At 71.8% G+C, this 21,742-nt stretch carries 19 protein-coding genes; 9 read left to right on the top strand and 10 right to left on the bottom strand.

Going from position 1 to position 21,742, the window contains the following annotated elements; all coding sequences use genetic code 11:
- Positions 1-248 precede the first annotated feature (248 nt).
- Together I3V78_RS23570 and I3V78_RS23565 are read left to right on the top strand one after the other, a co-directional pair.
- Positions 249-1,766 carry a right-handed parallel beta-helix repeat-containing protein gene (locus tag I3V78_RS23570; protein WP_204490697.1) on the top strand — a complete coding sequence of 506 codons (1,518 nt, stop codon included), beginning with the start codon at positions 249-251 and terminating at the stop codon, positions 1,764-1,766.
- Positions 1,767-1,871: 105 nt separating this feature from the next.
- Positions 1,872-4,262 (top strand): tetratricopeptide repeat protein, encoded by a 2,391-nt coding sequence (locus I3V78_RS23565; RefSeq protein WP_204490696.1) that lies wholly within the window; start codon positions 1,872-1,874, stop codon positions 4,260-4,262.
- A 4-nt stretch (positions 4,263-4,266) separates the two neighbouring features.
- Here the strand turns inward: I3V78_RS23565 and I3V78_RS23560 are convergent, their stop codons facing one another.
- Positions 4,267-5,481: a cytochrome P450 gene (locus I3V78_RS23560; RefSeq protein ID WP_204490695.1), complete on the bottom strand. Its 1,215-nt coding sequence runs from the start codon at positions 5,479-5,481 to the stop codon at positions 4,267-4,269.
- 97 nt (positions 5,482-5,578) lie between these two features.
- Between I3V78_RS23560 and I3V78_RS23555 the strand changes: the two genes are divergently transcribed.
- The 3 genes from I3V78_RS23555 to I3V78_RS23545 are packed head-to-tail and all read left to right on the top strand — an operon-like array spanning position 5,579 to position 9,020.
- Positions 5,579-6,925, top strand: a complete 1,347-nt coding sequence (locus I3V78_RS23555) for a M16 family metallopeptidase (RefSeq protein ID WP_204490694.1) — start codon at positions 5,579-5,581, stop codon at positions 6,923-6,925.
- On the top strand, positions 6,925-8,310 hold the full coding sequence (locus tag I3V78_RS23550; RefSeq protein ID WP_204490693.1) for a M16 family metallopeptidase: 1,386 nt from the start codon (positions 6,925-6,927) through the stop codon (positions 8,308-8,310). The genes I3V78_RS23555 and I3V78_RS23550 overlap by 1 nt, the downstream gene beginning before the upstream one ends.
- On the top strand, positions 8,307-9,020 hold the full coding sequence (locus tag I3V78_RS23545) for a pseudouridine synthase (RefSeq protein ID WP_204490692.1): 714 nt from the start codon (positions 8,307-8,309) through the stop codon (positions 9,018-9,020). The genes I3V78_RS23550 and I3V78_RS23545 overlap by 4 nt, the downstream gene beginning before the upstream one ends.
- A 36-nt stretch (positions 9,021-9,056) precedes the next feature.
- Here the strand turns inward: I3V78_RS23545 and I3V78_RS23540 are convergent, their stop codons facing one another.
- The 5 genes from I3V78_RS23540 to I3V78_RS23520 all read right to left on the bottom strand — a co-directional run bounded on the left by I3V78_RS23540 (position 9,057) and on the right by I3V78_RS23520 (position 15,219).
- Positions 9,057-9,776: a YukJ family protein gene (locus tag I3V78_RS23540; protein WP_204490691.1), complete on the bottom strand. Its 720-nt coding sequence runs from the start codon at positions 9,774-9,776 to the stop codon at positions 9,057-9,059.
- A 189-nt stretch (positions 9,777-9,965) separates the two neighbouring features.
- Complete coding sequence (locus tag I3V78_RS23535; RefSeq protein WP_204490690.1) at positions 9,966-12,158, bottom strand: S9 family peptidase; 2,193 nt, start codon at positions 12,156-12,158, stop codon at positions 9,966-9,968.
- Positions 12,159-12,214: 56 nt separating this feature from the next.
- Positions 12,215-13,204 (bottom strand): phage tail sheath family protein, encoded by a 990-nt coding sequence (locus tag I3V78_RS23530; protein ID WP_204490689.1) that lies wholly within the window; start codon positions 13,202-13,204, stop codon positions 12,215-12,217.
- 114 nt (positions 13,205-13,318) lie between these two features.
- Positions 13,319-13,756, bottom strand: a complete 438-nt coding sequence (locus I3V78_RS23525; protein WP_204490688.1) for a hypothetical protein — start codon at positions 13,754-13,756, stop codon at positions 13,319-13,321.
- Positions 13,757-13,866: 110 nt separating this feature from the next.
- Complete coding sequence (locus tag I3V78_RS23520; protein ID WP_204490687.1) at positions 13,867-15,219, bottom strand: right-handed parallel beta-helix repeat-containing protein; 1,353 nt, start codon at positions 15,217-15,219, stop codon at positions 13,867-13,869.
- A gap of 319 nt (positions 15,220-15,538) precedes the next feature.
- On the opposite strand from I3V78_RS23520, the gene rnk reads away from it, so the two are divergent.
- A complete protein-coding gene (gene rnk, locus I3V78_RS23515; protein WP_204490686.1) occupies positions 15,539-15,991 on the top strand; it encodes a nucleoside diphosphate kinase regulator in 453 nt (150 codons plus the stop codon).
- A 13-nt stretch (positions 15,992-16,004) separates the two neighbouring features.
- Here rnk and I3V78_RS23510 read toward each other — a convergent pair whose 3' ends face one another.
- The 3 genes from I3V78_RS23510 to I3V78_RS23500 all read right to left on the bottom strand — a co-directional run bounded on the left by I3V78_RS23510 (position 16,005) and on the right by I3V78_RS23500 (position 19,027).
- Positions 16,005-16,403: a DoxX family protein gene (locus I3V78_RS23510; RefSeq protein ID WP_204490685.1), complete on the bottom strand. Its 399-nt coding sequence runs from the start codon at positions 16,401-16,403 to the stop codon at positions 16,005-16,007.
- 73 nt (positions 16,404-16,476) lie between these two features.
- The gene (locus I3V78_RS23505) at positions 16,477-17,178 is read right to left on the bottom strand and encodes a siderophore-interacting protein (RefSeq protein WP_204490684.1); all 702 of its coding nucleotides are present in this window, start codon (positions 17,176-17,178) and stop codon (positions 16,477-16,479) included.
- Between the two features lie 13 nt (positions 17,179-17,191).
- Positions 17,192-19,027: a glycoside hydrolase family 3 protein gene (locus I3V78_RS23500; protein ID WP_338023726.1), complete on the bottom strand. Its 1,836-nt coding sequence runs from the start codon at positions 19,025-19,027 to the stop codon at positions 17,192-17,194.
- Between the two features lie 170 nt (positions 19,028-19,197).
- Here I3V78_RS23500 and I3V78_RS23495 point away from each other — a divergent pair, with 170 nt between their 5' ends.
- From I3V78_RS23495 to I3V78_RS23485, 3 genes are all read left to right on the top strand, one after another.
- The gene (locus I3V78_RS23495) at positions 19,198-19,416 is read left to right on the top strand and encodes a hypothetical protein (RefSeq protein WP_204490682.1); all 219 of its coding nucleotides are present in this window, start codon (positions 19,198-19,200) and stop codon (positions 19,414-19,416) included.
- Positions 19,417-19,518: 102 nt separating this feature from the next.
- Positions 19,519-20,634, top strand: coding sequence for a Kelch repeat-containing protein (locus I3V78_RS23490; RefSeq protein WP_204490681.1), 1,116 nt, complete (start codon positions 19,519-19,521; stop codon positions 20,632-20,634).
- A gap of 80 nt (positions 20,635-20,714) precedes the next feature.
- A complete protein-coding gene (locus tag I3V78_RS23485; RefSeq protein ID WP_204490680.1) occupies positions 20,715-21,281 on the top strand; it encodes a hypothetical protein in 567 nt (188 codons plus the stop codon).
- Between the two features lie 18 nt (positions 21,282-21,299).
- Here the strand turns inward: I3V78_RS23485 and I3V78_RS23480 are convergent, their stop codons facing one another.
- Positions 21,300-21,737 carry a hypothetical protein gene (locus tag I3V78_RS23480; RefSeq protein ID WP_204490679.1) on the bottom strand — a complete coding sequence of 146 codons (438 nt, stop codon included), beginning with the start codon at positions 21,735-21,737 and terminating at the stop codon, positions 21,300-21,302.
- Between the last annotated feature and the right edge of the window lie 5 nt (positions 21,738-21,742).

The following is a 21,742-nucleotide window of genomic DNA, read 5'->3' as shown; positions in this document are numbered from 1 at the left end:
CCGCACTCCCAGCGAACCGGCTCCGGAAGCCCTCGGGATGACGGGGGCGAGCCCTCGGGGGGACGCACTCCCGCCCGCTCGCTCCTGGTTGCACCTCCAAGTCATTGATTTCAGACGCCTCGCTCGGTCCGTGGACGAACGGCCGGGCGGCGCGGGCGGGGCGACGACGGAATGGCCAGGGCCGGCCATCTGTCCGGCGCCCGGCTTCCCGGTCCCCCTCGGGAACTGAACTCAAACAAGGAGTGTGGATGCGCAACCGCCGTTCGCTGAAGGCCGTCTCGTCCCTGGCCCTCGTGGGTGTTCTCGCCGTGGGCTCCGTCGCCCTCGCGGGCGCCGACGAGCGGATGCTCGCCCCGGAGCAGTCCATGGTCGCCACCGCGACGACGCCGACGTTCTCGCGGATCCTCTGGGTGTCGGCCTCGGGCCAGGACACCGCCGAGGGCAGTGAGTCCAAGCCGTTCAAGACCGTGGCCAAGGCCCTGTCCCTGGTGAAGCCGGGCGAGGCCATCTATCTCAAGTCGGGCACCTACTCCGAGCGGCTGCGGCTCGACGAGAAGGGCGGCTCGTCCAGCCGCTACCTCACGCTCAAGGCCGCGCCGGGCGCCACGCCCGTGTTCAAGGGCGGCACCGGCAGCCGCACGCCGATGCTGGACGTGCGCGGGGCGTACTGGCGCATCGAGGGCCTCACCTTCGACGCGGCCGGGGACAAGGCCTTCGTGGCGTTCTGGCGGGGCGCCGGGGCGCACCACGGCATCCTGCGCGCGTGCACGCTCAAGAACGGCACCGAGGGCGCGGGCGTCTACGTGGCGCAGCAGGCCCAGGACGTGCTCATCGAGGGCAACAGCATCAGCCACTTCCGCCGCTCGGGGGCGGACAGCCACGGCGTCTGCGTGCAGACCAACGCGCGCAACGTCATCGTCCGGGCCAACGACATCCACCACAACTCGGGGGATGGGGTGCAGTGCCTGAGCGCCGAGGGCGGGGCCACCGAGGCGGGCACGCCCTTCGACAACCTGCTCGTGGAGGACAACGACTTGCACGAGAACCAGGAGAACGGCGTGGACATCAAGACGTGCACGCGGGTGACGCTCCGGGGCAACCGCATCTGGGGCCACCGCCGCACGTCCTCGTCGGCGGGGGAGGGCGTGGTGGTGCACCTGTCCGCGAGCGACGTCACGCTGGAGGACAACGAGGTGCGCGACAACGGGCGGGGCATCCAGATTGGCGGCGTGCGCGTGGGCGCGCCGCCCGCCCGCGTCGTCCTGCGGCGCAACCGCGTCTTCAACGGCTACGGCGCGGACGGCAACGACGGCTCGGGCATCCGCGTGGACACCGCCACCGACGTGAAGGTGCTGCACAACACCGTGTGGAACATGCCCAACTACGGCCTCATCGTGGGCAACGGCGAGTCGGGGCCGAGCAAGGACGTGCAGGTGCGCAACAACATCCTCGGCGCCTGCACGTCGGCGCTGGTGCGCGCGGGCACGAGCCGCCAGAACATGTCCTTCGAGGGCAACCTCTACACCTCGCTCAAGGGCGCGGCGGTGTTGCGCAACCACAACAGCTTCATGGGGCTGAGTGCCTGGCGCTCGGCGACGGGGTGGGACGCGCGCGCGCTGGAGAAGCCCCCGGCGTTCGTGACGCCCCTGGCGGTGGACTTCTGGCTCACGTCCGTCTCGCCCGCGCTCGACACGGGGGTCTCCACGGGCGAGGCCTACTGCGGCAAGGGTCCGGACATCGGCGCGCGCGAGTCCGACTGCCCCTGAGCGCCGCCCCCGTCGCCTGGTGAACGCTTCCAGGCGGCGCGCGGGGCGCCCTCCGTTGGCTGGTGGCCCCCGGCGGCCGCTCGCCCCGGAGGGCGCTTGTCCGGGATGGCCGGTCGCGTCACGCTCCGGGACATGGGGCGGGAGGAGGGACGAACCGACGCGGCGCTGCGCGCCTGGGAGGACGTGGTGCGCCAGCACGCGGACGCGGGGGACGTGGCGCGCCGGGAGCAGGCCGCCCGCGCGCTCAATGCCCTGGGCCTGGAGCACGCGCGGCTCGGGGATGGGCGCTCCGCCCGGAGCCACCACGAGGAGGTGCTGCGCCGCTATGGCGAGGCCCCCGAGCTCCCCCTGCGCGTCCAGGTGGCCGAGGCGCTCTTCGGCCTGTACGCCGTGTGCCGCGCCGAGGATCGCCTCGACGAGGCGCGCGCCTTCCTCCAGGACACCGTGCGGCGCTTCGGCCAGGCGCCCGAGCCCGTCCTGGCGCGCAAGGTCATCGCCGCCCTGGCCGAGCAGGGCGACCTGTGGGCGGACCACGGCCAGCCCGACCGGGCCCGGGAGTTCGTGGACGCGCTGGTGCACCGCCAGACCGCGCCGTCCCAGACGGACGCGCGGGACGTGGTGGCCCGGAGCCTCATGCGCCTGGGCCGCTCGTACTGGGACTTGCTGCGCCCCGAGGAGGCCCGGTCCTGTTTCGAGCAGGTGGTGGGCCGCTTCGCCGAGGCCCCCGAGGTCGCCCTGCGCGAGGAGGTGGCCGGGGCGCGGCTGCGCATCTGGGCGCTCTTGCGTGGCCAGGAGCGCTTCGCCGAGGCCCAGCGGGAGTACGAGGCGGCGGTGCGCGCGCTCGACGCGGTGGCGGACGCCGCGGCGCGCGCGCGGATGATCGACGTCTTCCGGGTGACGGCCTCGGGCCTGGAGGGCGTGTTCTGTTACGAGGAGGCGCGCTGGTGCCTGGAGGAGGTGCTGCGGCGCTTCGGCGAGGTGCGTGAGGCGCCCCTGGGCTGGGTGATCGCGGAGGCGCTCGTCCAGCGGGGCCGGCTCCTGCGGCTGCAGGGTCGCCTGGAGGAGGCGCTGGAGGACTGGCACGAGGCCATCCGCCGGGCGGACGTGCTCCAGCCCCGGGGAGACGCCGCGCTGGCGGTGGAGGCCCTGGGCCGCATGGCCGAGCTGCGCGGCGACCAGGGGCGGCTGGAGGAGCTGCGCGGCTGCTACGAGGAGCTGGTGCGGCGCACGGCCGCGAGCGTGGACCCGTGGGACTTGCAGGTGCCCAAGGCGCTCATGGCCCTGGGGGACCTGGCCGACGCGCAGGGCCGGCGGGAGGACGCGCTGGCGCACTACGCGGAGCTGGTGCGGCGCTTCGGGTGGCAGCGCGAGCTGTCGCTCAACTGGATGGTGCCCGCGGCCCATCACCAGGTGGGCTGGATGCTCTGCCTGCTCCAGCGCTTCGACAAGGCCGAGGTGTGCTTCAAGGAGATGATGCTGCGCTATGGCCAGGCGCCCAATGCCTGGCTGCGCTCCCAGGCGCTCCAGGCCCACCGCAACCTCGCCCAGGTGTTCGTGATGTCGGGGCGCACGGAGGCGGCGGTGGAGTGTCTGGGCGAGCTGGTGCGGCGGCATGGCGACCCGGAGGACCCCGGCCTGCGGCTGCTGGTGTTCGAGGCCCTGAGCGAGCTGGGCGCGCTGTGCGAGCGGCTCGGCCAGCGCGAGCGGGCGTGTACCCACCACGCGGAGCTGGTGCGCCGCTACGCCGCCCGCCCGGAGGCCGCCCCGCCGGGACTGCTGGCCCAGACCCACCATGACCTGGCGCGCCTGTATGGCCAGCTGCGCCAGGGCGAGCGGGCGCGGTGGCACTTCGAGCAGGCGCTCCAGCTGCTCGAGGACGACACCTGCGCGGCCCGGCGGGCCCTGGCCATGCGCGAGCTGGGCGAGCTGCTCCTGGAGGAGGACTGTGTCGTGGAGGGCCAGGCGCTCCTGGAGGAGGTCGTCCGGCGCCATGGCGACGAGACCGAGTCCGGCCCTCAAGGCGAGGTGGCGCTCGCGCTGATGACCCTGGGGGGGCTCTTGGGACGGCAGGGGCGGGCCGAGGCGGCCTGCGCGCGCTACGACGAGGTGGTGCGCCGCTTCGGCGACGCGGCCGAGCCCTTCCTGCTGCGGCTGGCGGCCCAGGCGCTGCACCACGCCGGCCGGGTGTCGCTCGAGGAGGGCAAGCGCCGCTGGCGGCACGGGGCGCGCGAGGACGTGGTGACCTGGCTCGCGCGGGCCGGGACACTCCTGGAGGCCTCGCTCGCCCGGGAGCCCGGGGTGTTCCGGGTCCAGGTGGAGCGCGCCTACCTCGCCTTCCTCCAGGGCCGGCGCGAGGAGGCGCGCGCGGCGATCGAGGAGTGGCTGCTCCAGGGCGGCGAGGACGCGCGCGAGGAATTGCTGGAGGTGGCCCGGGCCGAGCCCATCTTCCTGGACGAGGCGTGGCGCAAGCTCGTGCGGGGCACCCGGCCGGGCTGAGCCGTCAGCGCCGCTCGGCCACGAGCCGCAACCGCCGGGGGCCGCGCAAGAGGAAGGACTCGCCCCAGTCGATCGCCTCCTCCTGGCCGGGGGCGAACGCGAGCCGGCCCACCCGGGGCAGCAGCTCCTCCAGGACCACCCGGGCCTCCAGCCGCGCCAGGGGCGCGCCCAGGCAGAAGTGCACCCCGTGCCCGAAGGCCAGCTGGCCCGGATCCTGGCGGGTGATGTCGAAGCGCTCCGGCTCCACGAAGCGGCGGGGATCCCGGTTGGCCGCCGCGATCAGCAGGAACAACCGCGTGCCCTCGGCCACGGGGTGGCCGGCGATCCGCGTGTCCTGGGTGGCCATGCGCATGAGCGCCTGGACGGGGCCCTCGTAGCGCAGCGTCTCCTCGATCGTGGCGGGCACGAGGCCCGGCGTGGCCCGCAGCCGCTCCCACTGCTCGGGATGGCGCAGGAGCGACACCAGGGCGTTGCCCAGGAGGTTCGTCGTGGTCTCGTTGCCCGCCACGAGCAAGAGCCGCGCGAAGGAGACCAGGTCCTCCACCTCCAGGAAGCCGTCGGCGGCCCGCACGAGCGCGCTGAGCAGGTCGTCCCGGGGCTCGCGCCGCCGCCGCTCGATGACCTCGCCCAGGTAGGCGTGCAGCTCGGTGAGGCCCTGGAGGATGGGGCGGGGATCCAACCGCTTCTGGGACAGGGCCACCATCTGCACCACGTGGTCCGACCAGCGCTTGAAGTCCTGGCGGCGCTCGGGCTCCACGCCGAGCATCTCGCTGATGACGATGACGGGCAGGGGCACGGCCAGGCCCTCCATCACGTCGAACGTCTCCTGCTGGAGCAGGGGCTCGAGCAGCTCGCGGGCGAGGGCGCGGATGCGCGGCTCCATCTCCGCCACCAGCCGGGGCGTGAAGGCCTTGGCCACCAGGGTGCGCAGGCGCGTGTGGTGGGGCGGATCCGAGGCGATGAGGTTGTTCTCGGTGCGAAAGAAGCGCCGGGCCTGCTCGCCCACCTCGGGGGGCAGGTTGAGGCCCGGGGCCACGCGCCGCGAGGAGAAGAGGGTGGGGTTCTTGAGCGCGGGCGCGATGTCCTCATGGCGCGTGACGGCCAGCACGCCCTCGAAGCCGGGCAGGGGCAGCACCGGGGCGCGCTCGCGCAAGGCGGCGTAGAAGGGGTGGGGATTGCGCAGGTGCTCGGGCGACCACGGGGTGTGCGGCTGCGTCACGCTTCCTCCGGCGGGGGCTGGGGAAGGGAAGTATGCCTGACAGTCGCGCCGTGAATCCCATGCCCGGCCCCCCGGCGGCCGTTATAGGGTGGCGCCCATGGCGAAGGCTCAAGCGAAACCCGCCCCCCGCGTGGCGGACCCCATCCTCCAGTCCCTCTTCGACGTCCAGGAAGCCACCCTGCCCAACGGCCTGCGGGTGCGCCTGCTGGCCAACCCGCAGACCCCGGTGGTGAGCCTCTACACCTTCTTCCAGGTGGGCAGCCGCAACGAGCGCCCCGGCATCACCGGCATCAGCCACCTGTTCGAGCACATGATGTTCAACGGCGCCAAGAAGTACGGCCCGAAGAAGTTCGACCAGGTGCTCGAGTCCAACGGGGGCCGCTCCAACGCGTACACGTCCACGGACATGACGGTGTACTACGAGGACTTCGCCTCGGACGCGCTGGAGACGGTGCTCGACCTGGAGTCGGACCGCATGCGCTCCTTGCGCATCAACGACACCGCCCTCACCAGCGAGCGCCAGGTGGTGATGGAGGAGCGCCGCGTCCGGGTGGACAACGACATCACCGGCATCATGGACGAGGAGTTGGGCACGCTCGTGTGGAAGGCGCACGCCTACCGCTGGCCCGTCATCGGGTGGATGAAGGACATCGAGAACATCACCCGCCAGGACTGCGAGCAGTACTTCCGCACCTACTACGCCCCCAACAACGCGGTGCTCTACATCGTCGGGGACATCGATCCGAAGAAGACCCTGGCGCTCGTGCGCAAGTACTACGGGGACATCCCCCGGGGCCCCACGCCCGCGCCCGTGCTCAACGCCGAGCCGGACCAGCGGGGCGAGCGCCGCGCCGAGGTGCGCCACCCGGCCCAGTCCCCCGCGCTGATGATCGCCTACCGCGGCCCCGCCGCGCGCGAGCAGGACACCTTCCTCCTGGACATCCTCCAGTACGCGCTCACCCGGGGCGAGGGCAGCCGCCTGGTCAAGAAGCTCGTCTACGACACCCAGCTCGCCGTCTCCGTGGGCGTGGACTGGGGCTGGCGCCTGGACCCGGGCATCATCCTCTTCTTCCTGGAGCTCAAGCCGGACTCCAACCCCCGCGAGGTGGAGCAGGCGCTCTACGCCGAGCTGGAGCGGCTGGTGAAGGACGGCCTCACCGAGCGCGAGCTGCAGAAGGCCAAGAACAACCTGCGCTCGGATCACCTGCGGGAGCTGGCCACCAACAGCGGCCGGGCCCACGCCATGGGCCACTACGAGGCGCTGCTCGGCTCGTGGCGCGACGGCCTGAGCCTGCCGTCCGTGTACGCCGCGGCCACCAACGAGCAGGTGCGGGAGGTGGCGCGCAAGTACCTCGCGCCCGAGGGCCGCTCGGTGGTGACGCTGCTGCCCGCGGCCCCCGAGGCCGACGGGGCCGAGGCCGTGGACGCGAAGGAGGTGGCGTGATGGCCGCCAAGCGTCCGGTGACGAAGCCCCCGGCCCCCGCGCCGACGCCTGCCCCGGCTCCGGCCCCGGGGAGCGTGATGCTGCCCGCGCTGCACGAGACCACCACGTCCAGCGGGCTCCAGGTGCTGGCGGCCCAGCGGGGCCCCCTGCCGCTCGTGGCCGCGCGGCTGGTGCTGCGCGTGGGCAGCGCCATGGACCCGGCGGACAAGCACGGCCTCGCGGACTTCACCGCGCGGCTGATGCGCCGGGGCACGGCCCGCCTGAGCGCGGACGAGCTCGACGAGGCCATCGAGTTCGTGGGCGCGAGCTTCGCGGTGGGCAGCAACGAGGACTCGCTGTCCTTCTACGTGACGTCCCCCGCCGAGCACTTCCCGGCGATGCTGGGGCTGCTGGGCGAGATGGTGCGCGAGCCGTCCTTCCCCGAGCGCGAGGTGGAGCTGGCGCGCGAGCGGACCCTGGCGAGCTTCGCCAACGACTTGGATGACCCCTCGTCCATCGCGGACCGGGCCTTCACGCGGGCGCTCTGGGGCAAGCACCCCTACGGGCACGACGTGTCGGGCAGCGCGGCGCACGTGCGCACCTTCACGCGCGAGGACCTGGTGCGCTTCCACCGCGAGCGGCTGGGGCCCAAGGTGGCGCTCCTGTCGGTGGTGGGCGCGGTGGCGCCGGGCGTGGTGGCCGAGGCGGCGGAGAAGGCCTTCGGTGGGTGGACGGGCGGCCCGGAGAGGCCCGAGCCCGTGCCGGCGACGGGCAAGATGGCCTCGGGGCGCATCCTCCTGGTGGACAAGCCGGATCAGACGCAGACCCAGGTGCGCCTGGGCGGCCCGGGCTTCCGCATGGGCCACGCGGACTACTTCCCGTCCGCGGCGATGAACAACGTGCTGGGTGGCGGCTTCACCTCGCGGCTGGTGAACGAGGTGCGCGTGGAGCGCGGCCTCACCTACGGCATCAGCAGCTACTTCGAGATGCTGGACGTGGGCGGTGTCTTCGCCATCTCCACCTTCACCCAGACGGAGCGCACGCGCGAGATGCTCGACGTGTCGCTCGCCGAGGTGGGCAAGGTGCGCGAGAGCGGCATCACCGCCGCGGAGCTCAAGAAGGCGCAGCGCTACATGGCGGGGCTCTACCCCTTGCGCACGGAGACGAACGAGTCGGTGGCGTCCGTCATCGCCGACATCCGGGTGCACGCGCTCGGGGACGACTGGGTGCAGAAGTTCCGCGAGCGGCTGTTCGCCGTGAAGCCCCGGCAGACGCAGGAGATGGCGGCCAAGTACCTCTTCCCCCAGGCGCCGCTCATCGTGCTCCTGGGCAAGGCGTCCGTGGTGAAGAAGCAGCTCAAGGGGCTGGGGTCGGTGTCGGTGGTGCCGGCCTCGGACTACGAGTGAGCGACACGCCGGGCCTCCGCGTCCTGTTCGAGGGCGCGGGGCTGCTCGCGGTGGACAAGCCCGCGGGGATGCTCGTCATCCCCGGGCGCGCCGAGGACGCCGCGCCCTCCTTGCGCGAGGTGCTGGAGGCGCAGCTCCAGCGCAAGGTGTTCGTGGTGCACCGGTTGGATCGGGACACGTCGGGGGTGGTGGTGTTCGCCCTGACGCCCGCGGTGCACCGCACGCTGTCCATGGCCTTCGAGGCGGGCCAGGTGCACAAGCGCTACCGGGCGCTGGTGGAGGGCCGGCTGGAGGCGCCGCGCGAGGTGGACGCGGCGCTGGCGGCCGGGCGCAAGGGCCGCATGCGGGTGGCGCGGCCGGGCGAGGAGGGCAAGCCCTCGGTGACGCGCTTCAAGCCCGTGGAGGGCTTCGCGGCGGCGACGCTGGTAGAGGCCGAGCCGCTCACGGGCCGCACCCATCAAATCCGCGTGCACCTCTTGTCCATCGGCCACCCGTTACTGGTGGACCATCAGTACGGGCGGGACACGGCGTGGACGGCGCGGGAACTGGGCGGAGTGGGGGAGGGCGAGGTGCTGGCGCGCACGCCCCTGCACGCGGCGCGGCTGGAGTGGCCGGCCCTGCCGGGGGTGGAGCCCCGGGTGCTGGAGTCCCCGCTGCCCGAGGACATGGCGGGCGCGGTGGCCTTGCTGCGCGCGCGGGCGCTCTCCTAAGGCGCCAGGGCGGACGGGCTTTCTCGGACCGCCGGCTCAGGCGGCCTCGGAGGTGCCCGGCTCCTCGTACACCTCGCCGCCGTGGAGCTGCGCCCAGGACGGGCCGGTGGGGTCTCCGTTGGCATCGTTCGTCTGGAAGGACTGCACCTGGAAGGCGAGGAAGATGGCCACCCATCCCTGGCCGGGGTAGCTGATCAGCAACCCACCGTCCTGGTACGTCCCGTTGTCCCGCTCCCACCGGCCCGCGTTGCCCTGGTTCATGTGGATGTCGTGGATGCCCTTGGACGGCCCGTTGCTCGAGCGGCGAGCGCGTCCGGGCTGCTGGGCGTCATCGAAGTACTGGCCGAACGCGTACAGCCGCGCCCCTTGCGTCTGGATGGCCCGCTGGATGTAGCCGCCGATCAGATCATTCAGATCCTGCTTGGGGGGCGTCTCCATGCCCAGGGGCTTCATGGCGGAAACGGGGAAGAGCCCGCTGCGCAGGTAGTCGATGGACAGCGAGCCGGGGACGCTGTCGAGCGCGTTGATGCCATCCCGCGCCCCACGGCTCAGCGCGTCCGTGAGGGCGTTCTGGAACGACTCGTTGATGGAGTAGAGCACCTCGGAGCCGTCCTGGGAGCGGACGTTGATGTCGATCTGGTACGGCTCGCCGCTCGTGGGGTCCCGCGCGATGACCTGGTAGTGGGCGAAGGCGTTGGTGGCGGGCTTGCCCTCGACGGCCTGGGCGACGAGCAATCCATAACGGGGAATCGACATGAGGGCTCTCCTGGGGTGCGAACGCGACGGCGTGTGGCGTTCGGTGAGCCCTGTTCTGTCATTCCGGCCGTTCGCGGCCTGTGCGCGGCTTCACACGTCGCCTGTGAAGACCGATACAGCTCACCGCACGGCTCGTGGCATCGGAGCTCCGGCGTCAAGGACTCCTGCGCGCGGGGGACAGGTGAGCGCCTACCGGGGCTCGCCCAGGGTGCGCAGGAAGAAGCCCTGGACGTCCTCGCGGTAGTAGCGATCCGCGGGCGGCTCGGGGGTGTGCGGCTGTCCGGGCATGAGGAGCAGCTCGAAGTGCTTGTCCGCGCGGATGAGCGCATCGGCCATGCGCAGGGTCGTGGACAGGGAGGCATTCACGTCGTGGGTGCCGTGCATCAGCTTGAGCGTCCCCTGGAGGTTGCCGGCCAGCGCGAGGTTGGACCCCGCCCGGTAGCCCTCGGGATTGTCCTGGGGCAGGCCGAGGTAGGGCTCGTTGATGATCGCCTCCTCTTCCAGGGCGCCGGGGGCTCCCGCGTAGCCCGCCTTGAAGACCTCTGGCGCCGTCAGCATGCCGCGCAGAGCGAAGTAGCCCCCCCACGAGTGGCCGTGGATCCCGACCCGCTCCAGGTCCATCCACGGGCGCGTGGCGGCGGCCTGTTTCAGCCCGGCGACCTGATCGGGGATCTCGGTCTGGCCAATCCGCCCATGGTTCGTGTCCTGGAACGCCTTGCTCCGGCCCGGAGTCCCCCGGGGATCGATCATCACGACGATGAAGCCCCGCTGCGCCAGGGCGTTCGCCTCCAGGGACATGGAGGAGCCCACGAAGCTCCAGGGCACGATCGTGGTGAACGGTCCGGAGTAGACGTACACGATGACCGGGTGGCGCCGGGCGGCGTCGAAATCGCGCGGCGTGTAGAGCACGCCGTGCAGCGGGGTGACGCCATCGGCGGCCTGGACGGTGAGGGCCTCGGGCGGCGTGTAGCCCAGCGCCTGGAGGGCACTCGCGTCGGCCGTGGTGAGGCGCACGCGGCCGCCACCTTCCGTGGCCACCACCTCCCGCAGCCGGGGCTGCGTCCGCGAGGACCAGGCGTCGACGTAGTACGCGCCCGAGGGCGAGAAGGTGACGGTGTGCATGCCCGAGCCCGAGGACATGCGCGTCAACGCACCGCCCTTCAACGTGCCCCGGTAGAGCAGGTGCTCGTAGGGCGCGCCGCTGTCGGCGGAGGCCAGCACGAAGACCGCGTCCCCCTGGGGCGCGATCCCCACCACCCGATGCACCGGGAAGTCGCCCCGGGTGACCTGTCGCACGAGCGTGCCCGCGGCGTCATACAGGTAGACGTGCCGCCATCCATCGCGCTCGGACATCCACAGGAAGCCCGAGTCATCCGGCAGTGGGGTGACCTGCCAGGACCAGCCCTCCAGGGCGAAGTCCAATCCCCCCACGAAGCTCTCGGGCCGCTCCTCGCGCAGCACCCGTCGGCTTTCGCCGGACACGGGATCCACCGCCACCAGGTCCAGGCGCTTGCCGTCCCGGGTCAGGTGGAGGAACAGCGCCTCGCCGCCCCGAGGGCGCCACCCCGCGAACCAGGCATGGGTCTCGCCCTCGACCGGGGGGACCTGGGTCACCCGGCCCGTCGACGGCTCGACCACGTGGAACTCCGTGCGCGCCAGGGGCGTGCCGACCTTGACGTAGGGCACCGGAATCACGCGCTCGAGCGCGCTCGAATAGTCCACGAGGGGAATCGTGTGGACGCCGCGCAGATCGTCCCGGGTGACCACCAGGAAGCGCCCGTCGGGAGACCAGGCCTTCTCGGGGAGCCGCCAGCCGTGATTCTCCTCTCCGGAGCGCTCGACCCGCGGGCGTCCGTCACTTCCCAGCACCGCGAAGCCGTCCTCCCGTTGCACCGCGACGGCGCCTCCGATCGGGGCGCGCTGGTGCTCGCGGGACAGCGCCCAGGTGGCCGGGTCGGTGGGCGCCAGGGCCGTGACCCGGCCGTCGGACAGTCCCAGCGCGAAGGTCCGTCCCTCGAAGGCGAAGACAATGCCCCGCTCATCCGGCGCGAGCGCGAAGCCCATCTGGGCGGGCAGGCGCACCGGCTTGCCCATCAGGCGCGAGAGCTGGGTGCGCAGCGCGGCGCTGGCCAGCAGGGGTTTCATCGCGCCGGTGCGGGCATGCACCAGCACCCAGGTGCCGCTGTCCTTTCCCACCGCCGACCAGAAGATCAGCCGGTCCCCCTGACGGAGCCATCGCGGAGGCACCAGGCTGTCGCGGATGAGCTCCGGCAGATGGACGTAGCGCTCGGCGAGCTCGCGTCGCGCCTCCGGGAGGGCCAGGACGGGCGGGCTGGACAGGCTCATCACCAGCAGGCCGAGGGAGACGAAGACGCATCGCATCCCCGGACGATGACACACCGGCTCCCGCGTCCGGAGGCGCTTCTCCCCCGGGGGCGTCAGCCTCCCAGTTGCTGGGTGAATTCCAGGACGATGAATTCGGCGGGACGGACGGCCGCGAGTGCGACGCGGACCCTCAACACGCCCTTCGAGACGTCGTCCGGGGTCATGGTAACGCCCTCACCGACCTGCACGGAGTAGCTCTCCTGGGGAGAAGTGCCCACCAGAGCGCCCTGCTTCCAGAGGGTGTAGAGGTAGTTCTCGATCGCCGCGCGAACCCGCTCCCAGGTCGCGCTCGAATTGGGCTCGAAGATCACGGGGCTCAGGGTCGCCTGGATATGTCGCTCGACGGAGTCGAACAGACGGCGGACGGGGACGTAGCGCCACGCCGTGGACTCCGCCTCCAAGGTTCTCGCGCCCCAGACGACAGTGCCTTGGCCCGGGAACTCCCGGATCATGTTGAGGGCCTTGCCGTCCGTGTACTGGGCTTGCTGCTCATCCGAGATCCGGTGAACAGGCCGCACGCCTCCGTTCAATGCGACGTTGGCGGGGGCCTTCCAGACGCCCCGTTCGCGATCCACCCGGCAGAACACCCCCGCCACCGTGGCGCTGGGCGGAATGGGGGTCTCGGCCCAGTCCGCGGTCAGCCAGGGGAAGTAGGCCGCGGCGTGAGACGTCGAGGGAAGGGACTCGGCGCTGTCCTTCGTGAGCTCCGCCTCGGGGCCATCCAGCAGGGCGAACCGGTGAGCGCCGGGCACACAGAGTTCCAGGACCTGGGCGCGGACGTCCTGGCCCGCGGCGACCAGCAGGGTGACGTCGTCCAGTTTGGGGAGCTCCGTCGTCCAGCGCGCGGTGGGAACGAGGTAGCAATACCCGCCCCCATTGTCGAAGTAGCTCCGGAGGGCGACATGCAACGTCTGCTTGGGGTCGAAGTCCCCCACGGCGCGGGTGAACTCCGAGAAGGTATTGAGGCGCGTGGTCTCGGTGATGCCACCGTGGGCGCCCACCGCGAAGACGGGAACCGCCGTGGGTTGCCGACCCGTGCTCAAGGCGAGCGAATCACTCTCTTCAATGTGGACTCCTGGCGAGACTGGGAAGCGGATCGTCATACGCGCGAGATGCTCCTTTGAGGGGGGGCGACGTCGAATCTTGCGCCCGTCGTCTCACGGACGCGAGTCCACTTCCTGGGTGCCCAAGCGCGCGACCAGCGCCTGGGCCTCGTCCTGGGTGTCGACGAAGTGCAGCCGTCCGCGCATGACGCTCACGCCGCCGGGGTAGGCATGGAAGAGCTCTCCCGCGAGGATCAACCCCCGCGCCATGGCCCGGTGCAACAGCCGCGTGTTGTAGAAGATGACCCCCTGGAACCACTGGGACCGCAGGTGCTCGCTGAGGTGGCGTCGCGCCTCCTGTTGCATCCCTCCCGCGGCGCTCGAGTCCGCCAGGATGTAGAACGGCGCGCGCTCGCCCAGGGCCCGGTAGAGGCTCGCCATCTGACGCGCCTCCTCCAGGTCGTTGTCTCCCACGAGCGTCACCCACAGGATGTGGGGATCCTCCCAGCGGAAGGTGTGTCGTCCGATCGTCCAGGCGCCAGGGCCGTCCATTCCGCCGCGATCCTAGTGCCCAAAGGGGTCGGACCCGGACTGTCCATTTTTCCGACCGCCCTCAGTGCTCGCCGGTGAACGCTCCCGGCGCCATTCGTCACCGGACGACGTCAGCGGGCGCGGCGCCGTGCCAGCGCGAGCAGCGCCAGGAGCGCCAGGGCCGAGGTGGCGGCGCCCGACGTCGTGCAGCCGCGGCGCGACTCCTCGGGGGTCCCTTCTTCTCCACCGGGCGTCGCGGGCGTCTCGGGCGTGCCGGGCGTCCCCGCGTCCGGAGGCGTCCCGGCGTCCGGAGGCGTCCCCCCGTCGTCCGGAGACGTGGGCGGGGCGGGCGGCGTGCCGAACTCGAACGCGCCCACGTCCCACGCGCTGTCCACGCGCTGACGCGGCTCACTGCCCAGGGGGTGCACGTAGTGGAAGCGCGGCGTGGCGTCCGTGCCCGGATCCGTGCCCGCGTTGATGGCGGGGGCGCCCGCCTTCAGGTGGTAGTCGAAGCCCGCCGCGTTGACGAGGCTCGCCTTGTCCATGACGAGGTTGGACTGCTGCGTCGCCGTGCCGCTCAGGGCCGTGCCCGGGCCGATGAACAGGTTGTTGACGATCCGCGCCGTCGGCGAGCCGGCGACGCGCACGAAGGTGCCTCCCGCCGAGCGCTCGTTCACGAAGGTGTTGTGGCTCACGAGCAGTGACTGCTCCGGGTTGCTCGTGCCCTCGGCGCCGAACGACACCAGGGTCGAGTTCTCCGCCGCCGTGCCCTGGTGGATCTGGTTGCCCACGATCTCCACCCGGCCGCCGTTGGGCACGTCGATCTCGTAGCTGGGATTGCCCTCCTCGCCCGTGAGCCGGTTGTAGAGGATGGACGTGCTGTACGCGCGGCTCTTCACCAGGTGGCCGACCTTCGCGCCGTGCGAGTAGCTGAAGCGCAGCGTGAAGCTGCGCACCCGGTTGATGTACATGTTGTGCGACTGGCCATCGCCGTCGCCGTTGCGCGCGAACCACGAGGACTCGATGAGGATGTCGCTGTCGGCCTTGTCGCCCGCGAGCAGTCCGTTCTGGTTGTCGTGGAAATAGCAGCCGCGCACCGTGAGGCCCGCGCCCTCCTGCCGGATGCCCGCGCCGTTGCGGTCGGGGACCTTGGCGCCGAAAAACTCGATGTTCTCCACCGTCGTGCCCGTGCCCTGGATGACCCAGATGGCCTTGCGGTTGGAGAGGGTGCGCCCCGTCGCGTCGAGCTGGGCCCGCGTCCCGCCCACGCCGCGAATCGTCAGGCCATGGGCCTTCCAGGTGGCCTCGTCCTGGTAGACGCCCGGGGAGATCTCGATGGTGTCCCCATCGCGCGCGGCGGCGGCGGCGGCGCTCGGGGTGGCGTAGGTCTTTCCCGCGCCGACCGTGAGCGTGGCGGCGCTCGCGGCGGTGGGCATCAACAGCAAGAAGAGCAGGGGGCTTCGGACGCGTGAGAAGTCGAGCATGGGGCCCCTATACCGCTTCGGGTCGTGGGCGTGACATGGATTGCGGAGCGAGGTGGGGTTGGTTAACCTCATCGCAGCGGTCCCTGGAGGCAGCGTGTCCCGAGTCACCTTCACCCTCAGCGCTTCAACGCCCCGGCGTGGTGCTCAGGGAAGGTGTGTCCGGAAGACGGCTTGCCCTGGGAGCCGCGCCTCGACGGTCCTGGGCTGACCCCCACCGTCGACGGCGCACCGCATTTCCGCGGTTCCCCCCTCGCTTCACCTTTCCACCCCCTGACGGGCTCCCGGCCGCCGTGCGGCGCCAGGGGCTCCGAGGCTCGCCATGACGTCTCTCCCCGTGACGGATTCCCGCTCCACCCCCACCCCCGCTCCGGCCTTGCGCATCACCGCCGAGGACATGACGCGTCTGCGCACGGTCGTGGAGCGCTACCTCGAGGGCTCCCGGGCCGCGGCGGCCGAGCAGTTGGAGCTGGAGCTGGACCGCGCCCGGGTGGTGCCCCAGGACCAGATGCCGTCCGATGTCGTCACCATGCGCTCGCGCATCCTCTTCGAGGACATGGAGACGGGCCGCCGCCGCGAGGCGACGCTCGTCTATCCGGAGGAGGCGGACATGGAGCAGTCGCGCATCTCCATCCTGGCGCCGGTCGGGCTCGCGGTGCTGGGCCTCAAGGTCGGGGATGCCATCCACTGGCCTCTGCCCCACGAGCGCCAGGCCCACCTGCGCATCATGGAAGTCCTCTACCAGCCCGAGGCGGCCGGGGACTTCCACCTGTAAGCACGGGGGGCGCCTAGGGCCTGGCGCCGCGGCGCGCGGCGTCCACGCTCCAGATGCCCGAGCCGTGCGCGGCGATGTAGAGGAACACGAAGCAGTAGAGCGCGGCGAGCTCGCCCTTGTTCACGATGGGCAGGATGTGGCCGCCGGGGACGGCGTGTCCCATGAAGAAGGCGAACGCCATGGTGCCGCTCGAGATGAAGGCCGCCGGGCCGGCGAACAGCCCGATCATCACGAGGATGCCGCCCACGAGCTCGATGAGTCCCGCGCCGTAGATGATGAACGGCGGCGCCCCGGGAGGCGTGCCGCCGAACATGCCGAAGACCTTCTGCAGGCCGTGAAACATGAACATGAAGCCCGTCACGATGCGAAGCAGGGCGTAGATGCGAGCGGTGTGCGGGGTCAGGAATCCCATGGGTGTCTCCAGGAGGCGGTGCTGTCGACCGCCTTCGATGCGCGCCCCCTCCTGGCGTTCCGCGCGCCCCGTGTCAATCCATTCCCACCTTGCCCGGCGCCCAGTAGGCCCGGGTCTTGAGCGCCGGGGCGGCCGTGCCCCGGGCCTTGAGTCCCTGGCGCACGCCCTGGATGGCGGCCGCGCGGCCCGAGAGCACGAGGGGCGCCCCGGGATGCGCCTGGAGGGCCTGGGCGACCGCGTCGACCAGCTCCTCGCGGTGGGCGTCGTCGGCCCGGCGGGTGACGAGCCGCACGCCCCGCAGGCCCAGGGCGTCGAGGGCCCCCTGGGTCTCCTCGGGCTCGGAGACCTCGAGCACCGTCCGTCCGGGCTCGCCATTGGCCCGGGCCAGCGCCAGGCTCGTCTCGTCGCCGAACATCACCGCCGGGGACGGACCGCCGACGACCAGGGAGCTTCGAGGTCCAAAGATCTGGAGCGCGGCCCCGGCGCGCACCGTCCGGGCCCATCGCGCGCCCGGGGTGTCGCCGTGCAGGTACGCGAGCAGCTCGGTCTCGCCCGTGCTCGCGTCCCAGCGCAGCGGCGTATAGGTCCGCGTCCCCGCGTCCGGCAGGAAGATCTGCAGCTTGTCGCCCGGGGTCCACTCCACGCCCCGCAGGGCCGGGCCCGAGAGCACCAGCCTGCGGAAGCGGCGGCCCACGTCCTCGGCGTGGGTCACCGTGGTGTCGCGGAAGAACAGACGGCCGAGGAGGCCTTGGACGGCGGCTTTGGCGGTGGTCATGGCGAGCCGAACGCTAACGGAGCGCGCTCGCCGCGGGCGTGAAGAAGCGTGAAGGGCCGTACGCGTGGCCATGGCCCACGGGGAAGAGCACCGGCGCGGCCGGGTCTTTCTGGGGCAGGGTGACGGGCAGGCGGCCCGAGGGGTCCACCTCGCCCATCAGCACCCGCGCCAGGGCCTTCATGGAGACCGTGCGGAAGCCATAGGTGGCCACGTAGGTGGGCACCTCGGGGAACCAGGCCAGGTCGTACGGCTCGCGCACCGAGACCACCACCACCGGCCGCTCCGTGCCCTGGAGCGCCCGGACCAGCGCGGGCTGCGCCTCGGACGTCCACGCCCGGTGGACCAGCACCACGGTGAGGTCCGCGTGTCCGGCCGCGGCCCGGGCCTGCTCGATCTTCTCCGGGGTGGGGCTCGCGCCCGTCTCCAGGGTCCGCACGGACAGCCCGCGCTGGGTCAGCGCCGCCGCCAGCGCGTCCGTCGCCGGGACGCCCCAGCCCGTCACCAGCACCTCGCGCACCTCGGGCTTCACCGGCAGGACGCCCGCCTCGTTCTTCACCAGGGTGATGCCGCGCTCGGTGAGGGCATCGGCCACGGCCAGGTGCTCGGGGGCGCCCACGCGCGTGAGCCCGGCCAGGTCCACCCGGGGCTGGGCGAGCACCCCGCGCTTCTGCTTGAGCGTGAGGATGCGCCCCACGGCCTCGTCGAGCCGCGCCTGGCTGACCTCGCCGCTGTTCACCGCGTCGCGCACGGCGTTGTAGGCCACGTCGATGCGCGGGGGCATGAGCAGCAGATCCACGCCCGCCTTGAGCGCCTCCACGGGGACGCGCGCGTCGCTCGCGTCGCCGTAGGGCCGGGCGCCCTGCATGGACAGCGAGTCGCTGATCACCACGCCCGTGAAGCCGAGCTGGCCGCGCAGCAGGTCCGTCATGAGCGCGGGGCTGAGCGTGGCGGGCAGGCCCGAGGGCTCCAGCTCGGGCACCACGATGTGCGCGGACATGATGGCGTCCACGCCCGCGTCGATGGCGGCCACGAACGGCGGCAGGTCGGCCGCGTCGAACTGGGCCCGGGTGCGGCGGATGATGGGCAGGCCGTAGTGGCTGTCCACGTCCGTGTCCCCATGGCCGGGGAAGTGCTTCACCGTGGCCGCGAGGCCCTCGGCCTGCGTGGCGCCCACCTGCACCTGGGTGAAGGCCGCCACCCGCGCGGGATCCAGGCCAAAGGAGCGCACGCCGATGACGGGGTTGAGCGGGTTGCTGTTCACGTCCGCCACCGTGCCGAGGTTCTGGTTGATGCCCAGGGCGCGCAGCTCGCGCCCGGTGATGACCGCCGCCTGGCGCGCGGTCTCCACGTCATGGGTGGCGCCCAGGGCCATGTTGCCGGGGAACTGGGTGGCCGGCTCGGTCACCCGCACCACCACCCCGTGCTCCTGATCCGTGGCGATGAGCAGGGGCACGGGCCGCTCCTGGCCGAGCGCCACCTCCTGCAGCCCGTTGGACAGCCGGGCGATCTGCTCCGGCGTCTTCAGGTTGTTGGCCCAGGTGAAGTAGATGACGCCGCCCAGGTGGTAGCGCTCCACGAGCTGCGCCGCCGTGTCCAGCCCGTGATCCTTGCGGTTGCCCTCCCGCATCTTGGGATCCGTGTCCGTGGCGCTCTCGCCATAGGCGTGCGTCATGAAGAGCTGGCCCACCTTCTCCTCGAGCGTCATGGCCTTCAACTGACAGGGCACCCAGTCCGGCGAGGCGACGTCGGGCGGCGTCCCGCAGTCCGGGGCGAGGGGAGGGCGAGGACCCACGGCCTCCTCGTCACAGCCCGTGCTCGCGAGCATCAGTCCGCCGAGCACGACGGACACAAACCACCTGCTCCCTGCCTTGTGCATGGTATTTCCGCTTTCCTGGTAAGTCGGGGTTGAGCGGACCATACACGGAGCCGTGTCGCGCCCAGCGATTGCGCGACGCGTCTGGGTTGAATAAGGCCGAGAGGGCAGGTGACTTCCACCCCTGCGCGGGGAGGGCGCGACACATGACGCACGACAACCGGTGGGCCAACCTGGTGAACACGGCCTTCCTGCTGGATCAAACGCCACGGCAGGCGGGGCCGGAGGGGCTCCAGTCCACGCTCACGATGATCCAGAGCGCGCTGGAGGTGTTCCCCGCGAGCATCGATCCCGTGGACGACTTCGAGGGCTACGCCGTGCGCCGGTTGCTTCTGGCGCTACAAGGGGCCCTGAGTCCCCCATGAGCACGGCGGACTCGTTCGAACAGCGAGAATAAACAAATCGTGTCAGCGTGGAGAACTGCGGAGCCGAGACCCTCGGTTCCGCTCCCCCCACGAGGAAATCCCATGCACACGACGCTGCGCGGCTCCCTGCTGTTCGCGGGCCTGCTGTCCCTGTCCACCGGCTGTGGCGCGCCCCTGGAGTCCGAGGCCCCGGACACCGCGCCGATGACGTCCCGCGTCGACGCGATGGAGAAGCAGGCCGCGGCCTCCTGGGCGTCCCAGGCGCCCATGCTCCAGCGGCGCGAGAAGCACTCGCTCACCTTGCTCGACTCGGGCCTGGTGCTGGCCGCGGGGGGCTCGGACTGGAACACCTACCTCACGTCCGCGGAGCTCTACAACCCGTACTCCAACACGTGGGCCTTCACCGGCTCGCTCCACGAGCCGCACTCCAATGGCGGCGCGGTGCGGCTCGCCTCGGGCAAGGTGCTCGTCATCGGCGGACAGAACAGCGTCACGCCCAACGTGCGCGCCGTGGAGCTGTATGACCCCGCCACCGGCACCTGGAGCTACACGGGCTCGCTCAACGAGGGCCGCTCCTGGTTCACCACCACGCTGCTGGACTCCGGCAAGGTGCTCGTCTCGGGCGGCATGACCACCATGGCCGGCTTCTCCTACACCGCCGAGGTGTACGACCCGGACACCGGCACCTGGACCCGCACGGGCCCCAAGAAGACCTACGGCTTCTTCCAGGCGGCGGCGCGGCTGTACTCGGGCGAGGTGCTGGTGACCGGAAACCCGGACCCCTCGGAGCGCGCCAACGCCGAGGTGTACAACCCCGCCACCAACACCTGGCGCCTCGTGGCGAGCAAGCCGGGCGCCCACACCGCCCACAAGCTCATCCGGCTGTACTCGGGCGAGGTGCTGCTCATGGGCGGCAGCGAGGGCAGCGACCCCAGCCTCGCGTCCTGGCTGTACAACCCCTACAGCGACAGTTGGACGCGCGCGTCCAACATGAACCACGTGTACGGCAGCCAGAGCGCGACCCTGCTCTACTCGGGCAAGGTGCTGGTGGTCGCGGGCTCCGGCGCCTCCGATCTCTTCGATCCGGCCACCCGCACCTGGACCTCCCAGCCCGCGGGAGCGCCCGTCAGGGACGAGACGGCCGTGCTGCTGCACACCGGCCAGGTGTTCACCGCGTCGGGCTCCAACGCCACGCGCTACACGCCCGCGAGCCCGTAGCACCCGGGAGGGGACGCGGGCGTCCAGGACCCTGGATTCTAGACGCCCGCGCACCCGACGCGATAAGTCACGTCCCCAACATGACTCCACGCAAAAGGCGGCAGTGGGCACGCGTCTTCATCGGCGCCCGGCGGCGAGGTTTGGGGACACCGGAACTCCTGGGCTTCGCGGTCGCCTGCGCGCGGCAGGTGGGCTCCCCGGTGCCCGTGCTCCTGGCCGGGCGGGTCGTGGCGCGGGCCGGTCTCGCCCGGGTGCCGCGTCCGGCGTGGCGCTCGCCGCCCGAGTGGCTCCCGCGCGTCGGGGCGATCCTCGCGGTCGGCGTCGCGCTCGGGGTCCTGTTCTCGCCGTCGCGCTCCGCCGTGTACAGGGCGCCCGCGTCGGAGGGGCCGCTCTCCGAGGTGGCCACCACCGACTGGCTGACGCGGGACGGCGGCACGATCGCCGTGCCCCTGCCGCCCAAGCGGCTGGAGCGCCAGCAGGCCCCGCCCTGTCTTCCGCCTCCCGGCGGTCAGGTGGAACTCAACGGGGGGTGCTGGCTGGTAGTGGCCACGCCGCCGTGCGGTCAGTTCTACGAGCATGCCGGCAAGTGCTACGTCCCCGTGCGCGAGACGCCCCGGCCGCCGACCTCGGTGGACCCCTCGCGCTGAGCCCCGCCGTTCACGCGCTCATGCCCACGCAGAACAGCAGGGTGGCGCTGACGTTGAGCCCGAGGGCCAGCACGAACAGCGAGCCCCATTCAGCCAGCGCCAGGGGCGGGGGCCCCCGGTCCGCTCCCGGTGGAAGGACCACGCGCCCAGCCCGAGCAGGAGCACGGGCAGCAGCATCAGCGGCAGGAGCCCCAGGGCCTCGGCGAGGGGCGTCTTGCCCACCATCGTCACCACCACCGCGAGCAGGTACGCGATCGCCACCATCACCGTCCCCAGGCCCCACACGAACGGCGGCGCCACCGCGCGGTCGAACAGCGAGAGGCGGGTCCCCCACGGGGCGCACACGGAGCTTTCAGTGAGGAGCCATTGTCCCAACACGTACTGGATGACGAACGCGACCGCCCAGCCCACGAGCGTGAGGCGCGAAACCGCGCGCAGGCGTTGACGCCAATCCATCCGGG

It is taken from the genome of Archangium primigenium, from assembly GCF_016904885.1.
GTDB lineage: Bacteria > Myxococcota > Myxococcia > Myxococcales > Myxococcaceae > Cystobacter > Cystobacter primigenius.
Note: the sequence above shows the minus strand (reverse complement) of the source record. Positions and strands in the feature narration are given on the sequence as shown.